Consider the following 18,344-nt stretch of genomic DNA (forward strand, 5'->3'; position numbering starts at 1 on the left):
GGCGGTACCAGCCGCGATGTCTGCAATTATTTCACCGACCGCAAGGAATGCGATGCTGTGAGGAAATCTTGCTGACAGGATATTTTGGGGTGGAGGTCTGGAAATCAAGCCTTGCCGCTCCGGCAGCCGCCCGTGCAGCGCGCAATGCCGGCCAGGTCATGGCGGTGCTGGACCTGTTCGAAGCCGGCCGCTTGCATGAGCCGCGCCACGTCTTCGGCCTGATCCCAGCCATGCTCGAAGAGCAGCCAGCCGCCGTCTTTCAGGCGGGCCGGAGCTTGGTCGATGATGCTGTGTATGTCCTCCAGCCCATCCGCGCCGCTAGCCAGGGCCGACAGCGGCTCGTGGGTCAGCGCCGCCAGGTGCGGGTCGTCGGCGCGAATATAGGGCGGATTGCTGACGATCAGATCGACGGGTTCCAGCCCGTCCAGAGGCTCCAGCCAGTTGCCATGGACAAACTGCACGGGCAGTTGGAGCCGGGCGGCGTTGCTGCGGGCCACGGCCAGGGCATCGGCGCTGGCGTCCACGGCGATGACCCGGGCTGAGGGGCGCTGGCTTTGCAGGGCCAGGGCGATGGCGCCGCTGCCGGTGCCCAGGTCTATAACGCGAACCGGCTGCCTTTCGGGCATGAGCTCCAGCGCCCAGTCCACCAGGGTTTCGGTGTCGGGGCGCGGGTCCAGCACCCTGCTGTCCACGGCCAGATCCAGGCCGTAGAACTCCTTGCTGCCGGTCAGGTAGGCGACAGGCGTGCCTTGCTGGCGCAGGGCGCACAGCTGGTCCCAGCGTTGCTGCTGCTCCTGACTGAGGGCATCGCAGTCATGGGTGATGAGCCAGGCGCGGGCATGCGCTGGCTGCTGCATCAAGTGCAGCAGCAGCATCTGTGCATCGACACGCGCCAGGCCTTGGCGGGCGGCTTGCTGCAGGGCTTGAGCGACGGAGAAAGTGGGGGGCGAGGGTTCGGTCATGGCTTGGCCGGCGGCCATCTTCTTCGGAAATTCAGTAGCGGTATATCTCGGGGTCGCCCGCCTTGTAGAGCGTGCCGTACAGCTGGGTCGACGACTGGCCGGGCTCCAGCATGGGGCGCGAACGTATTCCCAGCAACAGATGCTCCAGCGCCTGCTGAAGATTCTCGCCCTCGAAGCTCATACCTACAAAAGACCAGGAAAAGCAGCGTCCATCGCCGGCCATCAGCAGCTGGCCGTGGGAGTGGTGAACTTCGGCAACTGCTATCAGCCGGGTGTGCAGGCGCTGTTCCCAGGAGAGCAGGGCGTCGTCCGCATCTTCGCCGGTGAAATGCGCTTCGAGCCAATCAAACTCTATATCGCTGCTGGCGCATTCCAGCCCCTTGCCCACCTGGCCTATGTGCAAGCCCGCCAGGTTCTGCAGTGCAGCCACGGCGGGGTGGCAGGCCGGACCGGGCTGTTGGTCCAGAGCGCTCCGGACAAGCGCCGGTATGGCGACCTCTCGCTGCGGGGTCCAGCCCTGGGCTTGCAGCAGCTCAATGACGACAGGTGACTCGAAATTCAGCATGGCGGATTCTTAACGTCCGGGCGCCGAGATGAAGGGGCGCGATTGCAGGATGATGAGCTGATCGCCCTGCACGGCCCACTCGATGTCCTGGTCCTTGCCGCCAAAGCGTTGCTTGATGCCGGCTCCGGCACGGGCCAGTCGCTGCACCAGCGTATCGCTGAGCACGGCGCGGCCGGCAGTCACGGCCACTTCGCGCACGCCGCCCCTGGCATCCAGCTGCAGCGCCACATCGTCCTGGGAACGGTTGAGCACCTGCACGGCCTTGCTGCGGCTGGAGTAGAGGATTTGCTCCGCGACCCGCTTGCCTTCGACCACGCGGATGCCTATGCCGCGCTTGGCGGCGATATAGCTCATGTGGCGGTGCGAGGCATCGAAGGGGTCGCGGGTGATCATCACGCCAGAGGCGGAGGAGTCCACGGCTTTTTGCACAAACACCGACATCATCAGCTGCGCATCGTCGATGCCCGCTGCCTGTCTGGCTTCCCAGGCCTCGAAGTTGTAGATCGAGGCCCAGACCTTGCGCACCGCGGCGACCAGGTCCGTGTCGCTGCGTACATTGGGCACGGTGGTGTAGAGGCCTGCTCCGCTGAAGCTGGGCAGGTCCTCGGAGCTGGAAGAGCTGCGCACGAACACGCCCTGGCTGCCTAGCTGGCCGGACCAGCGCTGGGTCCAGACATCGGCCACGGTCGGGCTGACGGGCCATTGCTCGATTTCGGCCTGCAGTGCGGACAGGGCCTGCCTTCGGATGCCTGCATCCGTCGCGAAGCCGGGCTGTTGGCGCATGCGGGCAATGCGCTCGGCCAGGCCGTTGGAGCGCATGAAGTCGGCATAGGCGGCAAACGGAATGCAAAAGCCATCGGGCACGCTGACGTCCGCGAGGCGGGCGGACTGGATCTCGCCCAGATTGGCGGCCTTGGCACCGCAGCGGCGGCGATCCGCGCTGCGCAGGGCCGCCAGGGGCACCAGTTCGCTGCGACTCAGATCGGGCTGAAGCAAGACCTTGCGGCCCTTGGGCGGCGGTTGCTGGGCCTGCTTTTCGGCGCTCTGTTGTTCGGCAGCCGTGGCGGCGCGCAGCGCAAAGCCGGCGGGCTGTACGTCGATATGCACCCAGCGGCCGTTGAAGTCCGCGTATTGCTCGGCCGCTTTTTGCACATAGGCATTAGGTATGCCCCAGCCACGCGCCAGCAGATTGACATGGGATAGCACCGTGGAAGGGCGCTCCGTCACCACGCCGGCCACGGGCGGCAGGCTGATGGGTACTTCGCGCAACAGCACGATGTCCCTGGGCTGGAGGTCATTCACGGCTTCGGCCTGGTTCAGGATGCGCAGCCGGCCCACGGCCTGGCCCTGGTTCAGCGGCAGATAGGTCTGGGCTCCCAGCAACTGGGCCTGGGTGACCGCTGCAACACCGGCCTGCTGGGCCACGGCTTCCTGCTGCGTGGAGTTGGCCTTGAAGCGCACAGGGGCGAAGAAGCCGGTTTTCAGCGCGGCCGCCGTGGTCTGCAGCAGCTCGGGCGTGAGCTGGTCGCCCTCCCAGAACTCGTAGCTGTAGTCCTTGAGCACGGGCTGCCAGCTCAGCGTGCCGAGAATGAAGCGGCGGCCTGGCTCGCGGTAATTGCGGTTGAGCGCAGGCTTGCCGCCCTGCAGCAGGCCTTTGGCGCGCAGAAAGTCCTCGTGGAACGCATAGCGCGGCGTGTTGATGAAATGCAGCGGCGTGCTCTTGCTGTGACGGTCGATCACAAACAGCACATGGGGCATGGCGCTGACCGGATCGAAGATGCGGGCCACGCGATCGAAATCGGCGCGGCTGGTCAGGGCCGGCAGGCTGGCAGGAGCGTTGCGGTTGCCGCTGGCGTCAACCGGGCGCCCCGCACCCGAGTCATAGGCCGATGGCTTGCGCAAGGCCTGAGCCTGGGCGGCGGTCGATGTGAACAACAGGCCGGATAGCAGGGCAGAAACCAGAACCGGCAAAAAGCGCTGTGTCATCTTGAAATTGTTCCCATTTCTGGCGAAGCGTTCTAACGGACCCGGCTCGAGCCGGCTGCAGCCTGCCGGTGCCTGCAGACTCAGGAAGCGGCCAGCTCTGCCAGCAACTCGGCCTCGCGTGCATGTTGCAGGGCCTGGATCACATCGCCCAGATCGCCTTCCATCACGGCCAGCAGCTTGTACAGCGTGAGGTTGATGCGGTGGTCGGTGAGGCGGCCCTGGGGAAAGTTGTAGGTGCGGATGCGGTCGCTGCGGTCGCCCGAGCCGATCAGGCCCTTGCGCATGGCGGCTTCCTTGGCGGCCCGCTCGCTGCGTTCCTTTTCCTGGATGCGGGCCTGCAGCACCTGCAGGGCCTTGGCCTTGTTGCTGTGCTGGCTGCGGCCGTCCTGGCATTCGGCCACGATGCCCGTGGGCAGGTGGACCACGCGCACGGCGGAGTCGGTCTTGTTGATGTGCTGGCCGCCGGCACCGCTGGCGCGAAAGGTGTCGATGCGCAGATCGGCGGGGTTGAGCGTGATGGCCTCGGCCTCGTCGGGCTCGGGCATCACGGCCACGGTGCAGGCGCTGGTGTGGATGCGCCCCTGGGTTTCGGTGGCGGGCACACGCTGCACGCGGTGGCCGCCCGACTCGAAGCGCAGCGCGCCGTACACATTGTCGCCCTCGATGCGCAGCACCACTTCCTTATAGCCGCCGATTTCGTTTTCGCTGGCGCTCATCACTTCCACCTTCCAGCCCACGTTGGCGGCGTAGCGGGTGTACATGCGGGTCAGGTCACCGGCAAACAGGGCCGATTCGTCGCCACCCGTGCCGGCGCGGATTTCGACAAAGGCGGGGCGGGCATCGTCGGGGTCCTTGGGCAGCAGCAGGCGCTGCAGCTCGTCTTCGAGCTTGATCAGCTCGGCCTCGCCGCTGCCGATCTCTTCCTGAGCCATTTCGGCCATGTCGGGGTCGTCCAGCATTTCACGCGCGGCGGCTATGTCGGCTTCGGTCTGCAGGTAGCGGGTGTAGCGACTGGCAATGGCCGTCACATCGGCATGTTCGCGCGAGATGGTGCGGTACTGCTTCATGTCGCCCATGATGTCTTCGCGCGAGAGCAGAAAATCCAGCTCCTGCAGGCGTTGGGCATAGCGTTCGAGCTGGTTGCGCAAAAAGTCTTGCATAGGGGGTACCGAGGGCTTGGGAAAGGTGAGGGGGCTCACCTTTGTGGAGTCAGGGAAGAGGGAGGACAGGCCACGGTCGGGCCTTGCGCTGCGCGAGGACGGCAGCGACCAAGCGGGCGAGCGTCGCTAAAGCTTGCTGGGGTTGCGGCTGGCGCGCAGGAACAGGCGGGAGACGGTGTCCGCCGTCTGGGCGCGCTCTTCGGCATCGCCCTTGTGCAGCTCGGCCATGGTGCCGTGCAGCATTTTCTGTGTGAGACCGCGCGAGAGCGCTTCCAGCACGGTATCGATGTCTTCGCCCCTGGCCAGCAGCTTTTTGGCGCGGGCAATTTCCAGCGCACGCCATTCGTCGGCCTGGGCATTGACCTGCTGGATCAGCGAGACCGCGCCACCCACGGGATTGCGCTGGTCCATCCACTGCATAAAGCTCTGTACGCCGGTGTCGATGATGACTTCGGCCTGTTGCACGGCGGCCTGGCGCTGGGCCTGACCGGTGCGCACGACGGTTGCCAGATCGTCCACGGTATAGAGATAGACGTCGTTGAGGTCTTTGACCTCGGATTCGATATCGCGGGGCACGGCCAGATCGACCATGAAGATGGGGCGGCGCTTGCGCTTCTTGAGGGCCGACTCCACGGCACCCAGGCCGATGATGGGCAGGGTGGATGCCGTGCAGCTGATGATGGCGTCGTACTCGTGCAGATGCTCGGGCAGGTCGGCCAGACGCATGGTGCCGGCGCCGAACTGGGCGGCGAGCTTCTCGCCGCGCTCCATGGTGCGGTTGGCGATGGTGATCTGCCTGGGGTTGCGGGCGGCGAAGTGGGTGGAGACCAGCTCGATCATCTCGCCCGCGCCCACGAACAGCACGCGAATCTTGCTGAGGTCTTCGAACAGCTGGCCGGCCAGGCGCACGGCAGCGGCAGCCATGGAGATGCTGTGTGCGCCGATCTCGGTGGAGCTGCGCACTTCCTTGGCCACGGCAAAGCTGCGCTGGAACAACTGGTTGAGCGTGGTGCCCAGGGCACCCGCAGTCTCGGCCGCGCGCACGGCGTTCTTCATCTGGCCGAGGATCTGCGCCTCGCCCAGCACCATGGAGTCCAGCCCCGAGGCCACGCGGAAGGCGTGGCGGGCGACCGAGCCATCCTGCAGCAGATACGAGTGCTGGCGCAGCAATTCAGGCGCCACGCCGCCGCTGTTGGCCAGCCAGTGCATGGTGTGATCCATGGCGGGGGCGTCGGCAGCGCAGTAGATCTCGGTGCGGTTGCAGGTGGAGAGGATGGCGGTTTCCACGGCGCTGTGAGCCCTGCCAGCGTGGGACAGAGATGCGCGCAGACCTTGCAGCGTCGGCGCGATCTGATCGAGCGCGAACGCAAAACGGCCCCGCATATCGAGCGGAGCCGTGTGGTGATTGATACCTAAAGCCCAGACTGCCATAACAGGGGATTATAAAATTTAGTACCGAATTGGGCACCCCCCGGGCTCAAAGCCTTGGAATCGATTGTTGCCATGGATTTTGTTGCGAGCGTTAATCATTTACTCAACTTCCTCGCCCCTGCGTTTTTTCTCGCTCTGGGCCTGGCAATCTGTGCTCGCGTTTTAAAGCAAAACAAGGCTGGAGCCCAATCCTTCATTGCGCAGGTAGCTATTAATTTCATATTGGGTGGGGCGGTTTTGCTACTCAGTCTCTGGCTGTTTTCACGCGACGGCAAGATGCTCGCTTATGCCGCACTGGTCTGCACAAGTGCCTGCTGCCAGTGGGTGCTTTCCAGAGCCTGGCGCTGATTGGCGTACCGGCCGGAAAGCTGTTTTGCGTGAAATCTTGATCTGACTCAAGAGTGCCTGTTGTATTCGCGCCAGTGTCTGGCCAGGCCTCAGTCGCTGACGGCCCTGGGCCCGGCCTGCTCCAGTATCCAGCGGCGAAACTGCTTCAAGGTCTCCGTGGGGGGGCGGTTGCCTTGCTGGCACAGAAAGTAGCCGCGTTCGATATGCACCGGCGCATCCAGCGCCAGAGCCACGCGGCCCGAGGCCAGATCCTCCTCCACCAGGCAGCGCTGTACCATGGCCACACCCATACCCGCGGCCACGGCCTGCACCAGCAGGGCCACGGTCTCAAAGTCCGCGACCGGGGCGGGGCAGGGCTGGCTCAGGCCCCGGGCCTGCATCCAGCTGGCCCAGTTGCCCGGGTAGTTGGTGTGGAATAGCAGAGGGCGGCTCAGCAAATCCTGCTCGCTGCGGATGGGGTTCGGCCCTTGCAGCTCGCGCGGGTGGCAGATGGGGATGAGGTCGCGGCCGATCACATACTCGGCCTCCACGCCCGCCGGCCATTGCTGGCTGCCGACGCGAATCCAGGCATCGATCTCAGGCGCATTGAGCGGATCGTCGCGCCGGTAGGGCGCGAAGGAAAGCATGATTAGCGGATGACGGCGGTTGAAGTCGGGCAGGCGCGGAATCAGCCAGTGGCTGAACAGCGTGGGAACGACCGACAGGCGCAGCTGCGGCCCGTGGCGGCGCCTGCGGGCGGCGGCCGATGCGGCCTCTATCGCCATCACGGCAGGCTCTATCGCCTGCAGATAGTCCTGTCCTGCCGCGGTAAGCGCGTTGCGTCTGCCCAGGCGCTCGAACAGGGCAAAGCCCAGATGTTCCTCAAGCCTGGCAATGGCCCGGCTGATGCCGCCCTGCGTCACATACAGCTCCTGCGCGGCGAGCGAGTAACTGCCCAGGCGGGCGGCCGCGGCAAAGGCGTGAAGTTCGGAGAGGGAGGGAGAGTGCATGCGCATGACGGTTTGGATTATGACGGTTGGTAATACTTGCGTGCCGTCTTGTCGCTTTTCGCCATGCGGCCTGGGGCACAGAATGAAACAAAGGTCGGAGCGTCCGGTGAAACGCTCTGAACCGGCCCATAACCAGTCTTTCAAGAGATCCAAGGAGAAGCCGCATGGCCATTCGTCGTACCGTTCTGTCGTCCATTGCCGCCTGCGCAGCTGCAGCCGCGCTGTCCCCCGCGTTCGCTGCCAATGCCGCAGCTGACTACCCCAATCGCCCCATCCGCCTGGTTGTGCCCTTTGGCGCCGGCGGGTCCACCGACATGGTGGCGCGTCTGCTGGCAGAGAAAATGAGCACGGTGTTAGGCAAGTCCGTGGTGGTGGACAACAAGGGCGGCGCGGGCGGCTCCATCGGGGCGACTGAAATCGCCAAGGCGGCACCCGACGGCTACACCATCGGCATGGCCACGGTGTCCACCCATGGCTCCAATCCGGCCATCTTCCGCAAGCTGCCTTATGACGCGATCAAGGACTTTGCTCCCATCACCAATGTGATGAGCGTGCCCAGCGTGTTCGTGGTGAACGCCAGCGTGCCTGCCAAGACCATGAAGGAATTCATTGCACTGGCCAAGGCCAACCCCGACAAGTACACCTTTGCATCGCCGGGCACGGGTTCCCTGGGTCATGCCAATATCGAGAACTTCATGAATCTGGCTGGTATCCAGTTGCTGCACATTCCCTACAAGGGTGCGGGCCAGGCCATTACCGATGCGCTGGGCGGGCAGGTCAATGCCATGACGGACAACCTGCCTTCGACCCTGCCGCATATCAAGGCCGGCCAGCTGCGTCCTCTGGCCGTGCTGGCGCTCAAGCGCAGCGATGTGCTGCCCGATGTGCCCACCTATACCGAGCTGGGCTATCCCCAGATGGGTGACGGCGGCTGGTTCGGCCTGGTGGCGCCTGCGGGCACACCCAAAGCGATCATCGACAAGCTCAACGCTGCGGCGCACAAGGTCATGGCTTCGCCCGACTATCTGGAAAAGCAGAAGTCCATCTCCGGCGAGTCCATGGGCAACACGCCCGAGCAGTTTGCCAAGCAGATCAAGACCGCGATCGAGCGCTATACGGCCGTGGCCAAGCGCGCCAATATCAAGCTGGACTGATGAAGGTTTGAATGTCTGTGCCTGATTTTCTGCAAGCCAGACCGGCCGAGCCGGTGCTGGTGCACCCGGCCCGGGGAGAGGTTCTGCCCATAGTCTGCGACTCGCCGCACAGCGGCACGGCCTACCCCGAGGACTTCGGCACCGTCGTGCCCATGAGTCTGCTGCGTCGCGGCGAGGACACGCATGTGGCCGCGCTCTGGGACCGCTGGCCCGAGTTCGGCGCCACATTGCTGGAAGCGACTTTTCCGCGTACCTATGTCGATCCCAATCGCAACGAGTCCGACCTGGACCCTGCGCAGATCGAGGGCGAGTGGCCGGTGCCGCTGTCGCCCAGCATCAAGACACAGCAGGGGCTGGGCCTGATCTGGCAGCGCATCAGCAAGGCCGGCGTGGCCACTTCCTTGTATGAGCGCAAGCGCACTGTGGCCGAAGTGCAGCACCGTATCGAGCGCTACTGGCGCCCCTATCACGCGGCGCTGGCGCAGGCCATCGACGACAGCGTGGCGCGCTTCGGGGCCGTGTGGCACCTGAATCTGCACTCCATGCCCAACGATGTGTACCAGCGACTGGGACGCCGCGATGCGCCGCCGCTGGCCGACTTCGTACTGGGCGACCGCGACGGCACGACCTGCGCGCCCGAGTTCATCCATCTGGTGGGCGATACGCTCAAGGGCTTCGGCTACAGCGTGGCCTACAACGAGCCCTACAAGGGTGTGGAGCTGATCGGGCGCATAGGCCAGCCGCAGCTCAATCGCCACTCGATGCAGATCGAGATCCGTCGCCCCGTCTATATGGATGAGGACACGCGCGAACCGAATGCCGGCTTCGAGCCGCTGCGCAGGTATTTTGCCGAGCTCATGCAGGTGCTGGCGGACTATGTGCGCCAGCAGATGACCAGAGGCTGAAACCAGTCCATCGCTCCAGGCCCGGCTTTGCCGGGCTTTTTCATGTCACGGTCAAATGTCAAAAAACTGTGGCTAGGATGCCGCGATTGAGGGATTCCTTATCGAAGCTGCTATCAGAATCAGTTACGCTCGCAGGTTGGTGTCATCGTATGTCTGATGTAACAACAAGCGTCTAGGAATCGTACCGGAATGAAGTTCACTCCCATCGCAGCGCTGGTCATGTCGAGTCTGGCGGCCTTTGCCCAGAGCGCATCCGCGCAAACCGGTGCGGAAGGTCGCATGAATTTTTTGCGCGATTCCAGAGCCGCCACATCGGGCCCCCAGTTTGAATTCAGCCGCCTGCAATACGGCCCGCTGCCGATTGCTGGCACACGCGTGGCCTCCACTGCCGGTCCGCTGCAGGCTGCCGAGCGCGGCGATGCCAAGGCGCAGAACCAGCTGGGCGAAATGTATGTGCATGGACAGGGCGTGCCACAGAATGCCGCCACGGCCGCGCAATGGTTCCGCAAGGCCGCAGCCCAGGGGCATGCGGGTGCCCAGAACAGCCTGGGGGCGCTGTATGCCAACGGCCAGGGCCTGCCGCAGAACTATCGCGAGGCTGCCCAGTGGTATGGCCGCGCGGCGCAGCAGAACAATGCCGTGGCCCAGTACAACCTGTCCCACCTCTATCAGGAAGGTCTGGGCGTGCCCCAGAGCTTCAGCACCGCTGCCCAGTGGCTGGAAAAATCCGCTGCGCAAGGCCATGTGACGGCCCAGTTCGAGCTGGGCCAGCGCTACCTCAAGGGCAATGGCGTGGCCGTGAACTACATGACGGCTGCAGACTGGTTCAAGAAAGCCGCCGATCAAGGCCATGCGGAAGCGCAGAACCAGCTGGGCTCCATGCTGTCCGACGGCGTGGGCGTGAAGCTGGACCCCGTGCAGGCCGCTCAGTGGCTGCAGCGCGCTGCCGAGCAGGGCGATGCCAGGGCCCAGAACAGCCTGGGCCGCATGTATATGGATGGCGTGGGTGTTCCGCGCGACTACAAGCTGGCGGCGTCCTGGTTCCAGAAGAGTGCCGAGCAGTGGAATGCCGACGGCCAGAACCATCTGGGTCGTCTCTATCTCTACGGTCTGGGGGTGGAGCAAAGCCCTGCCTATGCGGCGCAATGGTTCCAGCGCGCGGCCGACCAGAATCATGCCGATGCACAGTACAACCTGGGCACCATCTATGCCGAAGGTCTGGGCACGCCCCAGAACTACGGCACGGCCCTGCAGTGGTATCAGAAGGCAGCCGAGCAAGGCCATGCCGCCGCCATCAACAACGTGGGCACCTTGTACGCCGAAGGCCGTGGTGTGCCGCAGAACTATGCGACGGCCATGCAGTGGTTCCGCCGCGCAGCCGACAAGGGCGATGCCTCGGCCCAGTTCAACCTGGCGCGTCTGTATGCCGATGGTCAGGGCAGTGCAGCCAGCCCTGCTCAGGCGATGAAGTGGTATGCCGCGGCAGCCGAGCAAGGCCATTCCGGTGCGCAGAACCGCCTGGGCGTGATGTACGCCGAAGGCCAGGGCGCTGCGCGCGACTACGGCAAGGCCGTGCAGTGGTATCAGCGTGCGGCCGAGCAGGGCGATGCCGCTGCCCAGTACAACCTGGGCATGGTCTATGCACAGGGCCAGGGTGTGGCGCGTGACAATGCCAGGGCCTACTTCTGGTACAACCTGGCGGCCATGGAGCTGGGCGGCGATGCCGCCAAGCGCCGCGACGAAGCGGCCAACAAGCTCAGCATTGCCCAGGTGGCCGAGCAGCAGAACAAGGCGCTGGCCTGGCAGCCCAAGCGCTGATTGCCGCTTGGCACTCAGGCACCCAAGCGCTTCCATCGAGAAGCGCTTTTTTATGCCGGCCGGCTCCCGCCATGGCTCAAATCATGGCTCGAATGCTGCTATCCAGCGCAGGCTGGCTATCAGATCAGGCTGCCCGGACAGCGCTTTGTGCGGCCGATGATTTCTAAAACCAAGGAGACAACAATGAAGAAGACTTCAATGAACATACTGGCCGGCCTGATGGCTGGCGCAGGCCTGCTTTTGTCCGCGGGCGCACAGGCTCAGGACGCCTTCCCCACCAAGCCGATTCGCATCGTGCTGGGCTTTCCCGCCGGCGGCCCGCTGGACCAGCATGCCCGTTTGCTGACCGACAAGCTGCAGGGCGTGCTCGGTCAGCCGCTGGTGGTGGATTACAAGCCCGGAGCGGGCGGCTCGGTGGGGGCGCAGGACGTGATGCGCTCGCCCGCCGACGGCTACACGCTGATGCTGGCCAATACCGGCGTGATGGTCATCAACCCTGCGCTCTACAGCAAGCTGCCCTACAACACGCTCAAGGATTTCACGCCGATTGCCCGCACCGCCATGCAGCCGCTGGCGCTGCTGGTCAACAACAAGGTGCCGGCCAAGACGCTGACCGAGTTCACGACCTATGCCAAGGCCAACCCCGGCAAGATCAACTTCGGCTCGGCCGGCAACGGCGGCATCAGCCATCTGGTGCCCGAGATGTTCAAGAGCGCTGCAGGCGTGGACCTGGTGCACATTCCCTACAAGGGCAGCGCGCCTGCGTTCACCGATCTGATTGGTGGCCAGGTGCAGTTCATGGCCGAGAGCATTCCCCAGGCGGCCGCTTATCACAAGCAGGGCAAGGTGCGCGCCCTGGCCGTGACCAGCAAGGAACGCAATCCCGCGCTGCCCGAGGTGCCGACCGCCATAGAGTCCGGCCTCAAGGGCTTCGAGGTAGTGGGCTTCTATGGCTTTCTAGCTCCTGCCGGCCTGCCCAAGGAGGTGACGGCCAAGCTCAGCAATGCCTTCCAGCAGGTGATGAACCTGCCCGATGTGAAGAGCCGCATGGTGGAGCAGGGCGCCGACCCGGCCTTCCTGGGCTCTGAAGCCTTCGGCAAGTTCCTGGCCGGCGAGACGCCGCGCTGGGCGGCAGCCGTCAAGGCCTCGGGCACGAAGCTGGATTAACCCCCTGAGGCGCTGCGCGCCTTCCCCCTTTCTCTACGCGCTTTGCGCTAGGTAAGGGGGACGACAGCCTCGGTGCGGGGCGGCCCTTCCTCGCTGTCCCTTTGCTGGGGCACGCCAGTTTTTGATGCCTTTGAGCGCAAAAAAGCCCGGTCACTTTGGGTGGCCGGGCTTTTGTTTTGCTATGGATATCGAAGCTGCTTACGCTTGATTAGAGAGAAATTCAGCATTGATTGATACTGAAATTCAAGATGGATCTACGTAAGCAGCTACTGATTTACAGCTGAGCGCCTGTCTGTGCGGGGCTGAACATGTCCACACGATCGGTGATGATGCCGTCCGTGCCCAGGTCTATCAGGCGCTGTGCGGCCCATTGATCGTTGACGGTGTAGCTGCTGCAGTAGAGGCCTGCGCCATGCACCTTGGCCACCAGCTCGGGCGTCCACAGCGCATGGTTGAGCACCATGGCGCTGCAGTCCAGCTCCAGAGCCAGCTTCAGGTCGGCGTCGCCGTTGCCGTCGGCCAGCTTGTCCACCAGCAGGCCGCGCGGAATATGGGCTGCGGTCTCGCGGGCACCCTTGAGCGACTCGGACTTGAACGAGGTGAACAGCGGCTGTACCTCGGTTTGCGGCCAGATGCGCTGCATCAGCTCGCCGCAGGCACGGCCGGTTTCCAGTTCCTGGCCCGGGGTCGGCTTGATTTCCACATTCAGGTGCAGATGGTTGGCCAGGCACCAGCGTGCCAGGGCTTCCAGCGTGGGCAGGGCCTCGCCCGCATAGGCGCGCGAGTGCCAGCTGCCAGCGTCGAGCTGGGCGATCTCGCCCATGCTCAGTTCGCCGCCAATGCCGTGGCCGTTGGTGGTGCGCTCCAGCGTGGCGTCATGCATCAGAAACAGCACGCCGTCCTGGCTGAGCTTGGCATCGCATTCAAAAAAGCGGTAGCCATGCTGCGCGCCCAGACGGAAGGCGCTCATGGTGTTCTCCGGTGCCAGCTTGCCGGCGCCGCGGTGGGCCACCCAACGAGGGTAGGGCCAGGGTTTCAAAGCAGTAGTCATGATCAATCCAACAAAGGTTTGCGGCTCAACACTTTTCTGCGAGTTTGGCGCTGCGCCTGGAGCAGGCAGCATTCAAACAGGAGACACCGAGGAAGGGCCGCCCCGCACCGAGGGTGTCGTCCCCCTCCGGCGCTCGCGCCAGAGAGGGGGAAGCGGCGAAGCCGCTCAGGGGGTGTTTCGATTTAGGCCCGTTTGCCGGTTTCGGCGTTGAACCAGTGCAGGCGGTCTTCGCGCGCCGAGATGCGGGCCGTTTCACCGGGCTTGGGATAGGGCTTGCCTTCTTCCACGCGCACGGTGACGTCTTCGTCGCCCACCTTGCCATAGAGCAGGCGTTCGGCGCCCAGCAGTTCCACGGTCTGGACCTTGAACTCCACGCCGCCGGCTTCCACCAGGTCGATATGCTCGGGTCGGATGCCCAGGATCATGCCGGGCTTGCCGTTGGGCGAGTGCTTGAGCAGGTTCATGGGAGGAGAGCCGATGAAGCCAGCCACAAAGGTGGAGGCGGGCGTGTGATAGACCTCTTCGGGCGTGCCGAACTGCTCCACATTGCCGCCGTTCATCACCACCATGCGCTGGGCCAGGGTCATGGCCTCGACCTGGTCGTGGGTCACGAACAGGCTGGTGATGCCCAGCTCGGCGTGCAGCTTCTGGATTTCCAGGCGGGTCTGGCCGCGCAGCTTGGCGTCCAGATTGGACAGGGGTTCGTCGAACAGAAAGACCTGGGGCTGGCGCACGATGGCGCGGCCCATGGCCACGCGCTGGCGCTGGCCGCCGGAGAGCTGGCGCGGCTTGCGGTCCAGCAGATGGCTCAGCTCCAGAATCTTGGCAGCCTTGTCCACGCGGCGCTTGATCTCGTCCTCGGGCACCTTGGCGAGCTTCAGACCGTAGGCCATGTTCTCGTAGTTGCTCATGTGGGGGTAGAGCGCGTAGTTCTGGAACACCATGGCGATATTGCGCTTGGCGGGCTCCAGGTCGTTGACCTTGTTGCTGCCGATCAGCAGGTCGCCGTCGGTGATTTCTTCGAGGCCGGCGATCATGCGCAGCAGGGTGGACTTGCCGCAGCCCGAGGGGCCGACCAGCACGATGAATTCGCCGTCGTTGATTTCGACGTTGATGCCGTGGATGACGGGTACGGCGGACTTGCCGGTGCCGTAGCGCTTGACGATGTTCTTCAGGGAGATGGATGCCATGAGAGGTATTCCAGGTATTCGTTCAATGGGTCAAAAGAAGGTGGCGGAGGCAGTGGGGGCGAGCTTTATTTCTCGGTATCCACCAGGCCTTTGACAAACCACTTTTGCATCAGCATCACCACGGCTGTCGGGGGCAGCATGGCCAGAATGGCGGTCGCCATCACAATGTTCCAGTCCACGGCGGCTTCACCACCGGCCAGCATGCGCTTGATGCCGATCACCACGGGGTACATGTCTTCCGAGGTGGTCATCAGCAGTGGCCACAGGTACTGGTTCCAGCCGTAGATGAACTGGATCACGAACAGCGCGGCAATCGAGGTCTTGGACAAGGGCACCAGGATGTCCTTGAAAAAGCGCATGGCGCCGGCGCCGTCGATGCGGGCGGCCTCCACCAGCTCGTCCGGCACGGTCAGGAAGAACTGACGGAACAGGAAGGTGGCGGTTGCCGAAGCAATCAGGGGCAGGGTCAGGCCGGCGTAGCTGTTGAGCATGCCCAGCTCGGCCACGACCTTGTAGGTGGGCAGGATACGCACTTCCACGGGCAGCATCAGCGTCAGGAAAATCGCCCAGAAGCAGACCATCTTGAACGGGAAGCGGAAGTAGACGATGGCAAAGGCCGACAGCAGCGAGATGGCGATCTTGCCCACGGTGATGACCATGGCCACGACAAAGCTCACCCACATCATCTGCACGACATTGGTGTTGGAGCCGAGCTTGCCCGAACCGAGCAGGGCGTCGCGGTAGTTTTCCCACATATGCGAGCCGGGCAGCAGCGGCATGGGGGACTGCACGATGGCGTCCGCCGTATGGGTGGATGCGACCAGCGCCAGATACAGCGGAAAGGCCACGATGGCCACGCCCAGCAGCAGCACGGCGTGGGAGATGAAGGCAAGCCAGGGATTACGATCGACCATGATCAGTACTGCACTTTCTTTTCAACATAGCGGAACTGGATCACAGTCAGCACGACAACAATCAGCATCAGGATCACGGACTGGGCTGCGGAGCCGCCCAGGTCCAGCGCCTTGAAGCCGTCCTGGTAGACCTTGTAGACCAGAATCGATGTGGACTGGCCGGGGCCGCCCTGCGTGGCTGCATCAATGATGCCGAAGGTGTCGAAGAAGGCGTAGACGACGTTGATCACCAGCAGGAAGAAGGTGGTGGGAGAGAGCAGCGGCAGCTGGATGTTCCAGAAGCGGCGCCATGGGCCGGCACCGTCGATGGACGCGGCTTCGATCAGTGCCTTGGGAATGGACTGCAGCCCGGCGAGGAAGAACAGGAAGTTGTAGGAAATCTGTTTCCACACCGAGGTGATGACGATCAGGGCCATGGCCTGGTTTTCGTTCATCAGATGGTTCCATTCATAGCCCAGCTTGCCCATGTAATGGGTCACCACACCGATGGAGGGCGAGAACATGAAGACCCACAGCACGCCCGCGATCACGGGAGCCACTGCGTAGGGGATGATCAGCAAGGTCTTGTAGACCATGGCAAAGCGGATGATGCGATCCGCAAAGATGGCCAGAGCCAGCGAAACGGCAATGCCGACGCCGGCCACCAGCACCGAGAACAGTGCTGTGCGCTTGAAGGAATTCAGATAGGTGGGGTCGGCGAACAACTGGCGGAAGTTGTCCAGGCCAACCCATTCGGTACTCATGCCGAACGCGTCTTCCATCTGGAATGACTGGAGCACAGCCTGACCGGCGGGCCAGAAGAAGAAGATGCCGATGATCAGTAGCTGGGGGGTGATCAGCACCCAGGGAAGCCACTTGGATCGGAAAAGAACGCGTTTTTCCATGAGGAGTTACAAATAAAAAAACCGCCGGAGCCTGGGTGCAGTCAACGGGGTATTTGGGGGTGCAGAGCCTTGTTTGAAGGCCCCGCAGGCCTTGGCGGCACCCTTGCGGGTGCCTGGAGGGTTTACTGTTTGTAGGAGCGCTCGAAGCGAGCCAGCAGTTCGTTGCCACGGCTCACGATGGAGTCCAGCGCCTGCTTGCCGGTCTTCTTGCCAGCCCACACCTGTTCGAGTTCTTCGTCCTCGATGGTACGGATCTGCACGTAGTTGCCCAGACGGATGCCGCGCGAGTTGTCGGTCACCTTGCGGATCATCTGCGTCACGGCGGTGTCGGTGCCGGGGTGCTTGGCGTAGAAACCGGACTTTTCGGTCAGGTCATAGGCCGCCATGGTCACGGGCAGGTAGCCGGTGCGCTGGTGCGAAGCGGCCTGTACCTTGGTTTGCGACAGGAACTCGAAGAACTTGGCCACGCCCTTGTACTCTTCGGCCTTCTTGCCAGCCATGACCCACAGCGAAGCGCCGCCGATCACGGTGTTCTGGGGAGCGCCCTTGACATCGGGATAGTAGGGCAAGGGAGCCAGGGCGTAGTTGAACTTGGCGTTCTTGGCCACATCGCCGTAGAAGCCGGACGAAGTCTGGATCATGGCGCATTCACCGGCGGTGAACGAAGCCTGGGAAGTGGAGGCGCGACCCTTGTAGACAAACTCGCCAGCCTTGGCTGCTGCGGCCAGGTTGTCGATGTGCTTGACGTGCAGAGGCGAGTTGATCTTCATGCGCGCCTTGTAGCCGTTGGCGCTCAGACCGTTGTGCTCGGTGGCGAATTCCACGTTGTGCCAGGTGGAGAAGGACTCCAGCTGGGTCCAGCCTTGCCATGCCAGAGTCATGGGGCAGCTGTGGCCGCTTTCCTTGAGCTTCTTGGCGGCAGCAAAGACTTCGGGCCAGGTCTTGGGGGCGACGTCGGGGTTCAGGCCTGCCTTCTTGAAGGCGTCCTTGTTGTAGTAGAAGATGGTTGTCGAGCTGTTGAAGGGGAAGCTCAGCATCTGGCCGTTGGGGGCCGTGTAGTAACCGGCCACGGCGGGGATGTAGGTCTTGGGGTCGAAAGCGACGCCGGCGTCCTGCATCACCTTGCCCACGGGCACCGTCGCACCCTTGGAAGCCATCATGGTGGCGGTACCCACTTCAAACACCTGCAGGATGTGAGGGGCGTTGCCCGAGCGGAAGGCTGCAATCGCGGCCGTCATGGATTCGTCGTACACGCCCTTGAACGTGGGCACGACCTTGTAATCCTTCTGACTTTCGTTGAACTGCTTGGCCAGGTCATTGACCCACTCGTTATTCACGGCAGTCATCGAGTGCCACCATTGGATTTCGGTGACGGCTTGTGCCGAGAAAGTAGTAGCGGCGACGGCGGCGGCCATGGCCAGTTGCTTGAATTGCATGAAGGCTCCTCTAACGATCGTTGACGAAATATGCGGTGATGCACACTAAGTCATCCGTATGACATATGGATGTCATTGTTTGCATGGGCAACGCGCCGCACCATGGGCAGAACCCGCAGTCACAAGCCTTTGTATGACGATCCGGTGACATCTGATGGTGCGCGAAGCTGCGCCATTCTAGGTCAATGGCATTTCGTTTGTTGTTGGTAGTCTTTCGTATTGAGTTGTTTTTGATTCGGAAATGTATGATTTTTGTCTAAATAGCCTATGAAAGATTCATCTACCCTTTGGCTGCGTGCAGCGGTGAACGGGTTCGCAGCGCCTTTGTGCATCGTCATGCAGCGGATCGCCTGCGAAATGCCGATGGGGGCTTGCTGCTTTGGC

16 protein-coding genes are annotated in these 18,344 nt (G+C 63.2%); 5 read left to right on the forward strand and 11 right to left on the reverse strand.

Annotated features, from left to right (window positions below):
- Positions 1 to 104: 104 nt before the first annotated feature.
- The 5 genes from prmC to hemA form a co-directional block, all read right to left on the reverse strand.
- Positions 105 to 980 carry a peptide chain release factor N(5)-glutamine methyltransferase gene (prmC, locus tag AAIL67_RS04545; RefSeq protein ID WP_343483472.1) on the reverse strand — a complete coding sequence of 292 codons (876 nt, stop codon included), beginning with the start codon at positions 978 to 980 and terminating at the stop codon, positions 105 to 107.
- Positions 981 to 993: 13 nt separating this feature from the next.
- The gene (locus AAIL67_RS04550) at positions 994 to 1,527 is read right to left on the reverse strand and encodes an SUKH-3 domain-containing protein (protein ID WP_343483473.1); all 534 of its coding nucleotides are present in this window, start codon (positions 1,525 to 1,527) and stop codon (positions 994 to 996) included.
- A 9-nt stretch (positions 1,528 to 1,536) separates the two neighbouring features.
- Entirely contained in the window at positions 1,537 to 3,513 is a 1,977-nt protein-coding gene (locus tag AAIL67_RS04555) for a PEP/pyruvate-binding domain-containing protein (RefSeq protein WP_343483474.1), read from the reverse strand.
- Positions 3,514 to 3,593: 80 nt separating this feature from the next.
- Positions 3,594 to 4,673, reverse strand: a complete 1,080-nt coding sequence (gene prfA / locus AAIL67_RS04560) for a peptide chain release factor 1 (protein WP_003058512.1) — start codon at positions 4,671 to 4,673, stop codon at positions 3,594 to 3,596.
- A gap of 126 nt (positions 4,674 to 4,799) precedes the next feature.
- A complete protein-coding gene (gene hemA / locus AAIL67_RS04565) occupies positions 4,800 to 6,104 on the reverse strand; it encodes a glutamyl-tRNA reductase (protein WP_063661793.1) in 1,305 nt (434 codons plus the stop codon).
- A gap of 72 nt (positions 6,105 to 6,176) precedes the next feature.
- Between hemA and AAIL67_RS04570 the strand changes: the two genes are divergently transcribed.
- The gene (locus tag AAIL67_RS04570; RefSeq protein ID WP_034357547.1) at positions 6,177 to 6,452 is read left to right on the forward strand and encodes a hypothetical protein; all 276 of its coding nucleotides are present in this window, start codon (positions 6,177 to 6,179) and stop codon (positions 6,450 to 6,452) included.
- An 89-nt stretch (positions 6,453 to 6,541) separates the two neighbouring features.
- Here the strand turns inward: AAIL67_RS04570 and AAIL67_RS04575 are convergent, their stop codons facing one another.
- Positions 6,542 to 7,447, reverse strand: coding sequence for a LysR substrate-binding domain-containing protein (locus tag AAIL67_RS04575; RefSeq protein ID WP_343483475.1), 906 nt, complete (start codon positions 7,445 to 7,447; stop codon positions 6,542 to 6,544).
- Positions 7,448 to 7,605: 158 nt separating this feature from the next.
- Here AAIL67_RS04575 and AAIL67_RS04580 point away from each other — a divergent pair, with 158 nt between their 5' ends.
- The 4 genes from AAIL67_RS04580 (at position 7,606) to AAIL67_RS04595 (ending at position 12,485) form a co-directional block, all read left to right on the forward strand.
- Complete coding sequence (locus tag AAIL67_RS04580) at positions 7,606 to 8,595, forward strand: tripartite tricarboxylate transporter substrate binding protein BugE (protein WP_034389215.1); 990 nt, start codon at positions 7,606 to 7,608, stop codon at positions 8,593 to 8,595.
- An 11-nt stretch (positions 8,596 to 8,606) separates the two neighbouring features.
- Positions 8,607 to 9,500, forward strand: coding sequence for an N-formylglutamate amidohydrolase (locus tag AAIL67_RS04585; protein ID WP_343483476.1), 894 nt, complete (start codon positions 8,607 to 8,609; stop codon positions 9,498 to 9,500).
- A gap of 189 nt (positions 9,501 to 9,689) precedes the next feature.
- The gene (locus AAIL67_RS04590) at positions 9,690 to 11,318 is read left to right on the forward strand and encodes an SEL1-like repeat protein (RefSeq protein ID WP_059439822.1); all 1,629 of its coding nucleotides are present in this window, start codon (positions 9,690 to 9,692) and stop codon (positions 11,316 to 11,318) included.
- A 183-nt stretch (positions 11,319 to 11,501) separates the two neighbouring features.
- The gene (locus AAIL67_RS04595) at positions 11,502 to 12,485 is read left to right on the forward strand and encodes a tripartite tricarboxylate transporter substrate binding protein (protein ID WP_231905804.1); all 984 of its coding nucleotides are present in this window, start codon (positions 11,502 to 11,504) and stop codon (positions 12,483 to 12,485) included.
- A gap of 274 nt (positions 12,486 to 12,759) precedes the next feature.
- On the opposite strand, the gene ugpQ is transcribed toward AAIL67_RS04595, so the two are convergent.
- The 5 genes from ugpQ to ugpB all read right to left on the reverse strand — a co-directional run bounded on the left by ugpQ (position 12,760) and on the right by ugpB (position 17,960).
- Positions 12,760 to 13,536, reverse strand: coding sequence for a glycerophosphodiester phosphodiesterase (gene ugpQ / locus AAIL67_RS04600; protein ID WP_343483477.1), 777 nt, complete (start codon positions 13,534 to 13,536; stop codon positions 12,760 to 12,762).
- A 182-nt stretch (positions 13,537 to 13,718) separates the two neighbouring features.
- Entirely contained in the window at positions 13,719 to 14,726 is a 1,008-nt protein-coding gene (locus AAIL67_RS04605) for a sn-glycerol-3-phosphate import ATP-binding protein UgpC (protein ID WP_063661785.1), read from the reverse strand.
- A 65-nt stretch (positions 14,727 to 14,791) separates the two neighbouring features.
- Positions 14,792 to 15,640: a sn-glycerol-3-phosphate ABC transporter permease UgpE gene (gene ugpE, locus AAIL67_RS04610; protein WP_034357561.1), complete on the reverse strand. Its 849-nt coding sequence runs from the start codon at positions 15,638 to 15,640 to the stop codon at positions 14,792 to 14,794.
- A 2-nt stretch (positions 15,641 to 15,642) separates the two neighbouring features.
- Positions 15,643 to 16,524 (reverse strand): sn-glycerol-3-phosphate ABC transporter permease UgpA, encoded by an 882-nt coding sequence (gene ugpA, locus AAIL67_RS04615; RefSeq protein WP_034357563.1) that lies wholly within the window; start codon positions 16,522 to 16,524, stop codon positions 15,643 to 15,645.
- A 122-nt stretch (positions 16,525 to 16,646) separates the two neighbouring features.
- Positions 16,647 to 17,960, reverse strand: a complete 1,314-nt coding sequence (gene ugpB, locus AAIL67_RS04620) for a sn-glycerol-3-phosphate ABC transporter substrate-binding protein UgpB (RefSeq protein WP_034357566.1) — start codon at positions 17,958 to 17,960, stop codon at positions 16,647 to 16,649.
- Positions 17,961 to 18,344: the final 384 nt, after the last annotated feature.

This window comes from Comamonas sp. A7-5 (genome assembly GCF_039581385.1).
Classification (GTDB): Bacteria; Pseudomonadota; Gammaproteobacteria; order Burkholderiales; family Burkholderiaceae_C; genus Comamonas; species Comamonas thiooxydans.

Coding starts and splice junctions, on each gene's coding strand:
- prmC (WP_343483472.1), bottom strand. CDS start 980: ATGGCCGCCGGCCAAGCCATGACCGAACCCTCGCCCCCCACTTTCTCC.
- AAIL67_RS04550 (WP_343483473.1), bottom strand. CDS start 1,527: ATGCTGAATTTCGAGTCACCTGTCGTCATTGAGCTGCTGCAAGCCCAG.
- AAIL67_RS04555 (WP_343483474.1), bottom strand. CDS start 3,513: ATGACACAGCGCTTTTTGCCGGTTCTGGTTTCTGCCCTGCTATCCGGC.
- prfA (WP_003058512.1), bottom strand. CDS start 4,673: ATGCAAGACTTTTTGCGCAACCAGCTCGAACGCTATGCCCAACGCCTG.
- hemA (WP_063661793.1), bottom strand. CDS start 6,104: ATGGCAGTCTGGGCTTTAGGTATCAATCACCACACGGCTCCGCTCGAT.
- AAIL67_RS04570 (WP_034357547.1), top strand. CDS start 6,177: ATGGATTTTGTTGCGAGCGTTAATCATTTACTCAACTTCCTCGCCCCT.
- AAIL67_RS04575 (WP_343483475.1), bottom strand. CDS start 7,447: ATGCGCATGCACTCTCCCTCCCTCTCCGAACTTCACGCCTTTGCCGCG.
- AAIL67_RS04580 (WP_034389215.1), top strand. CDS start 7,606: ATGGCCATTCGTCGTACCGTTCTGTCGTCCATTGCCGCCTGCGCAGCT.
- AAIL67_RS04585 (WP_343483476.1), top strand. CDS start 8,607: ATGTCTGTGCCTGATTTTCTGCAAGCCAGACCGGCCGAGCCGGTGCTG.
- AAIL67_RS04590 (WP_059439822.1), top strand. CDS start 9,690: ATGAAGTTCACTCCCATCGCAGCGCTGGTCATGTCGAGTCTGGCGGCC.
- AAIL67_RS04595 (WP_231905804.1), top strand. CDS start 11,502: ATGAAGAAGACTTCAATGAACATACTGGCCGGCCTGATGGCTGGCGCA.
- ugpQ (WP_343483477.1), bottom strand. CDS start 13,536: ATGACTACTGCTTTGAAACCCTGGCCCTACCCTCGTTGGGTGGCCCAC.
- AAIL67_RS04605 (WP_063661785.1), bottom strand. CDS start 14,726: ATGGCATCCATCTCCCTGAAGAACATCGTCAAGCGCTACGGCACCGGC.
- ugpE (WP_034357561.1), bottom strand. CDS start 15,640: ATGGTCGATCGTAATCCCTGGCTTGCCTTCATCTCCCACGCCGTGCTG.
- ugpA (WP_034357563.1), bottom strand. CDS start 16,524: ATGGAAAAACGCGTTCTTTTCCGATCCAAGTGGCTTCCCTGGGTGCTG.
- ugpB (WP_034357566.1), bottom strand. CDS start 17,960: ATGCAATTCAAGCAACTGGCCATGGCCGCCGCCGTCGCCGCTACTACT.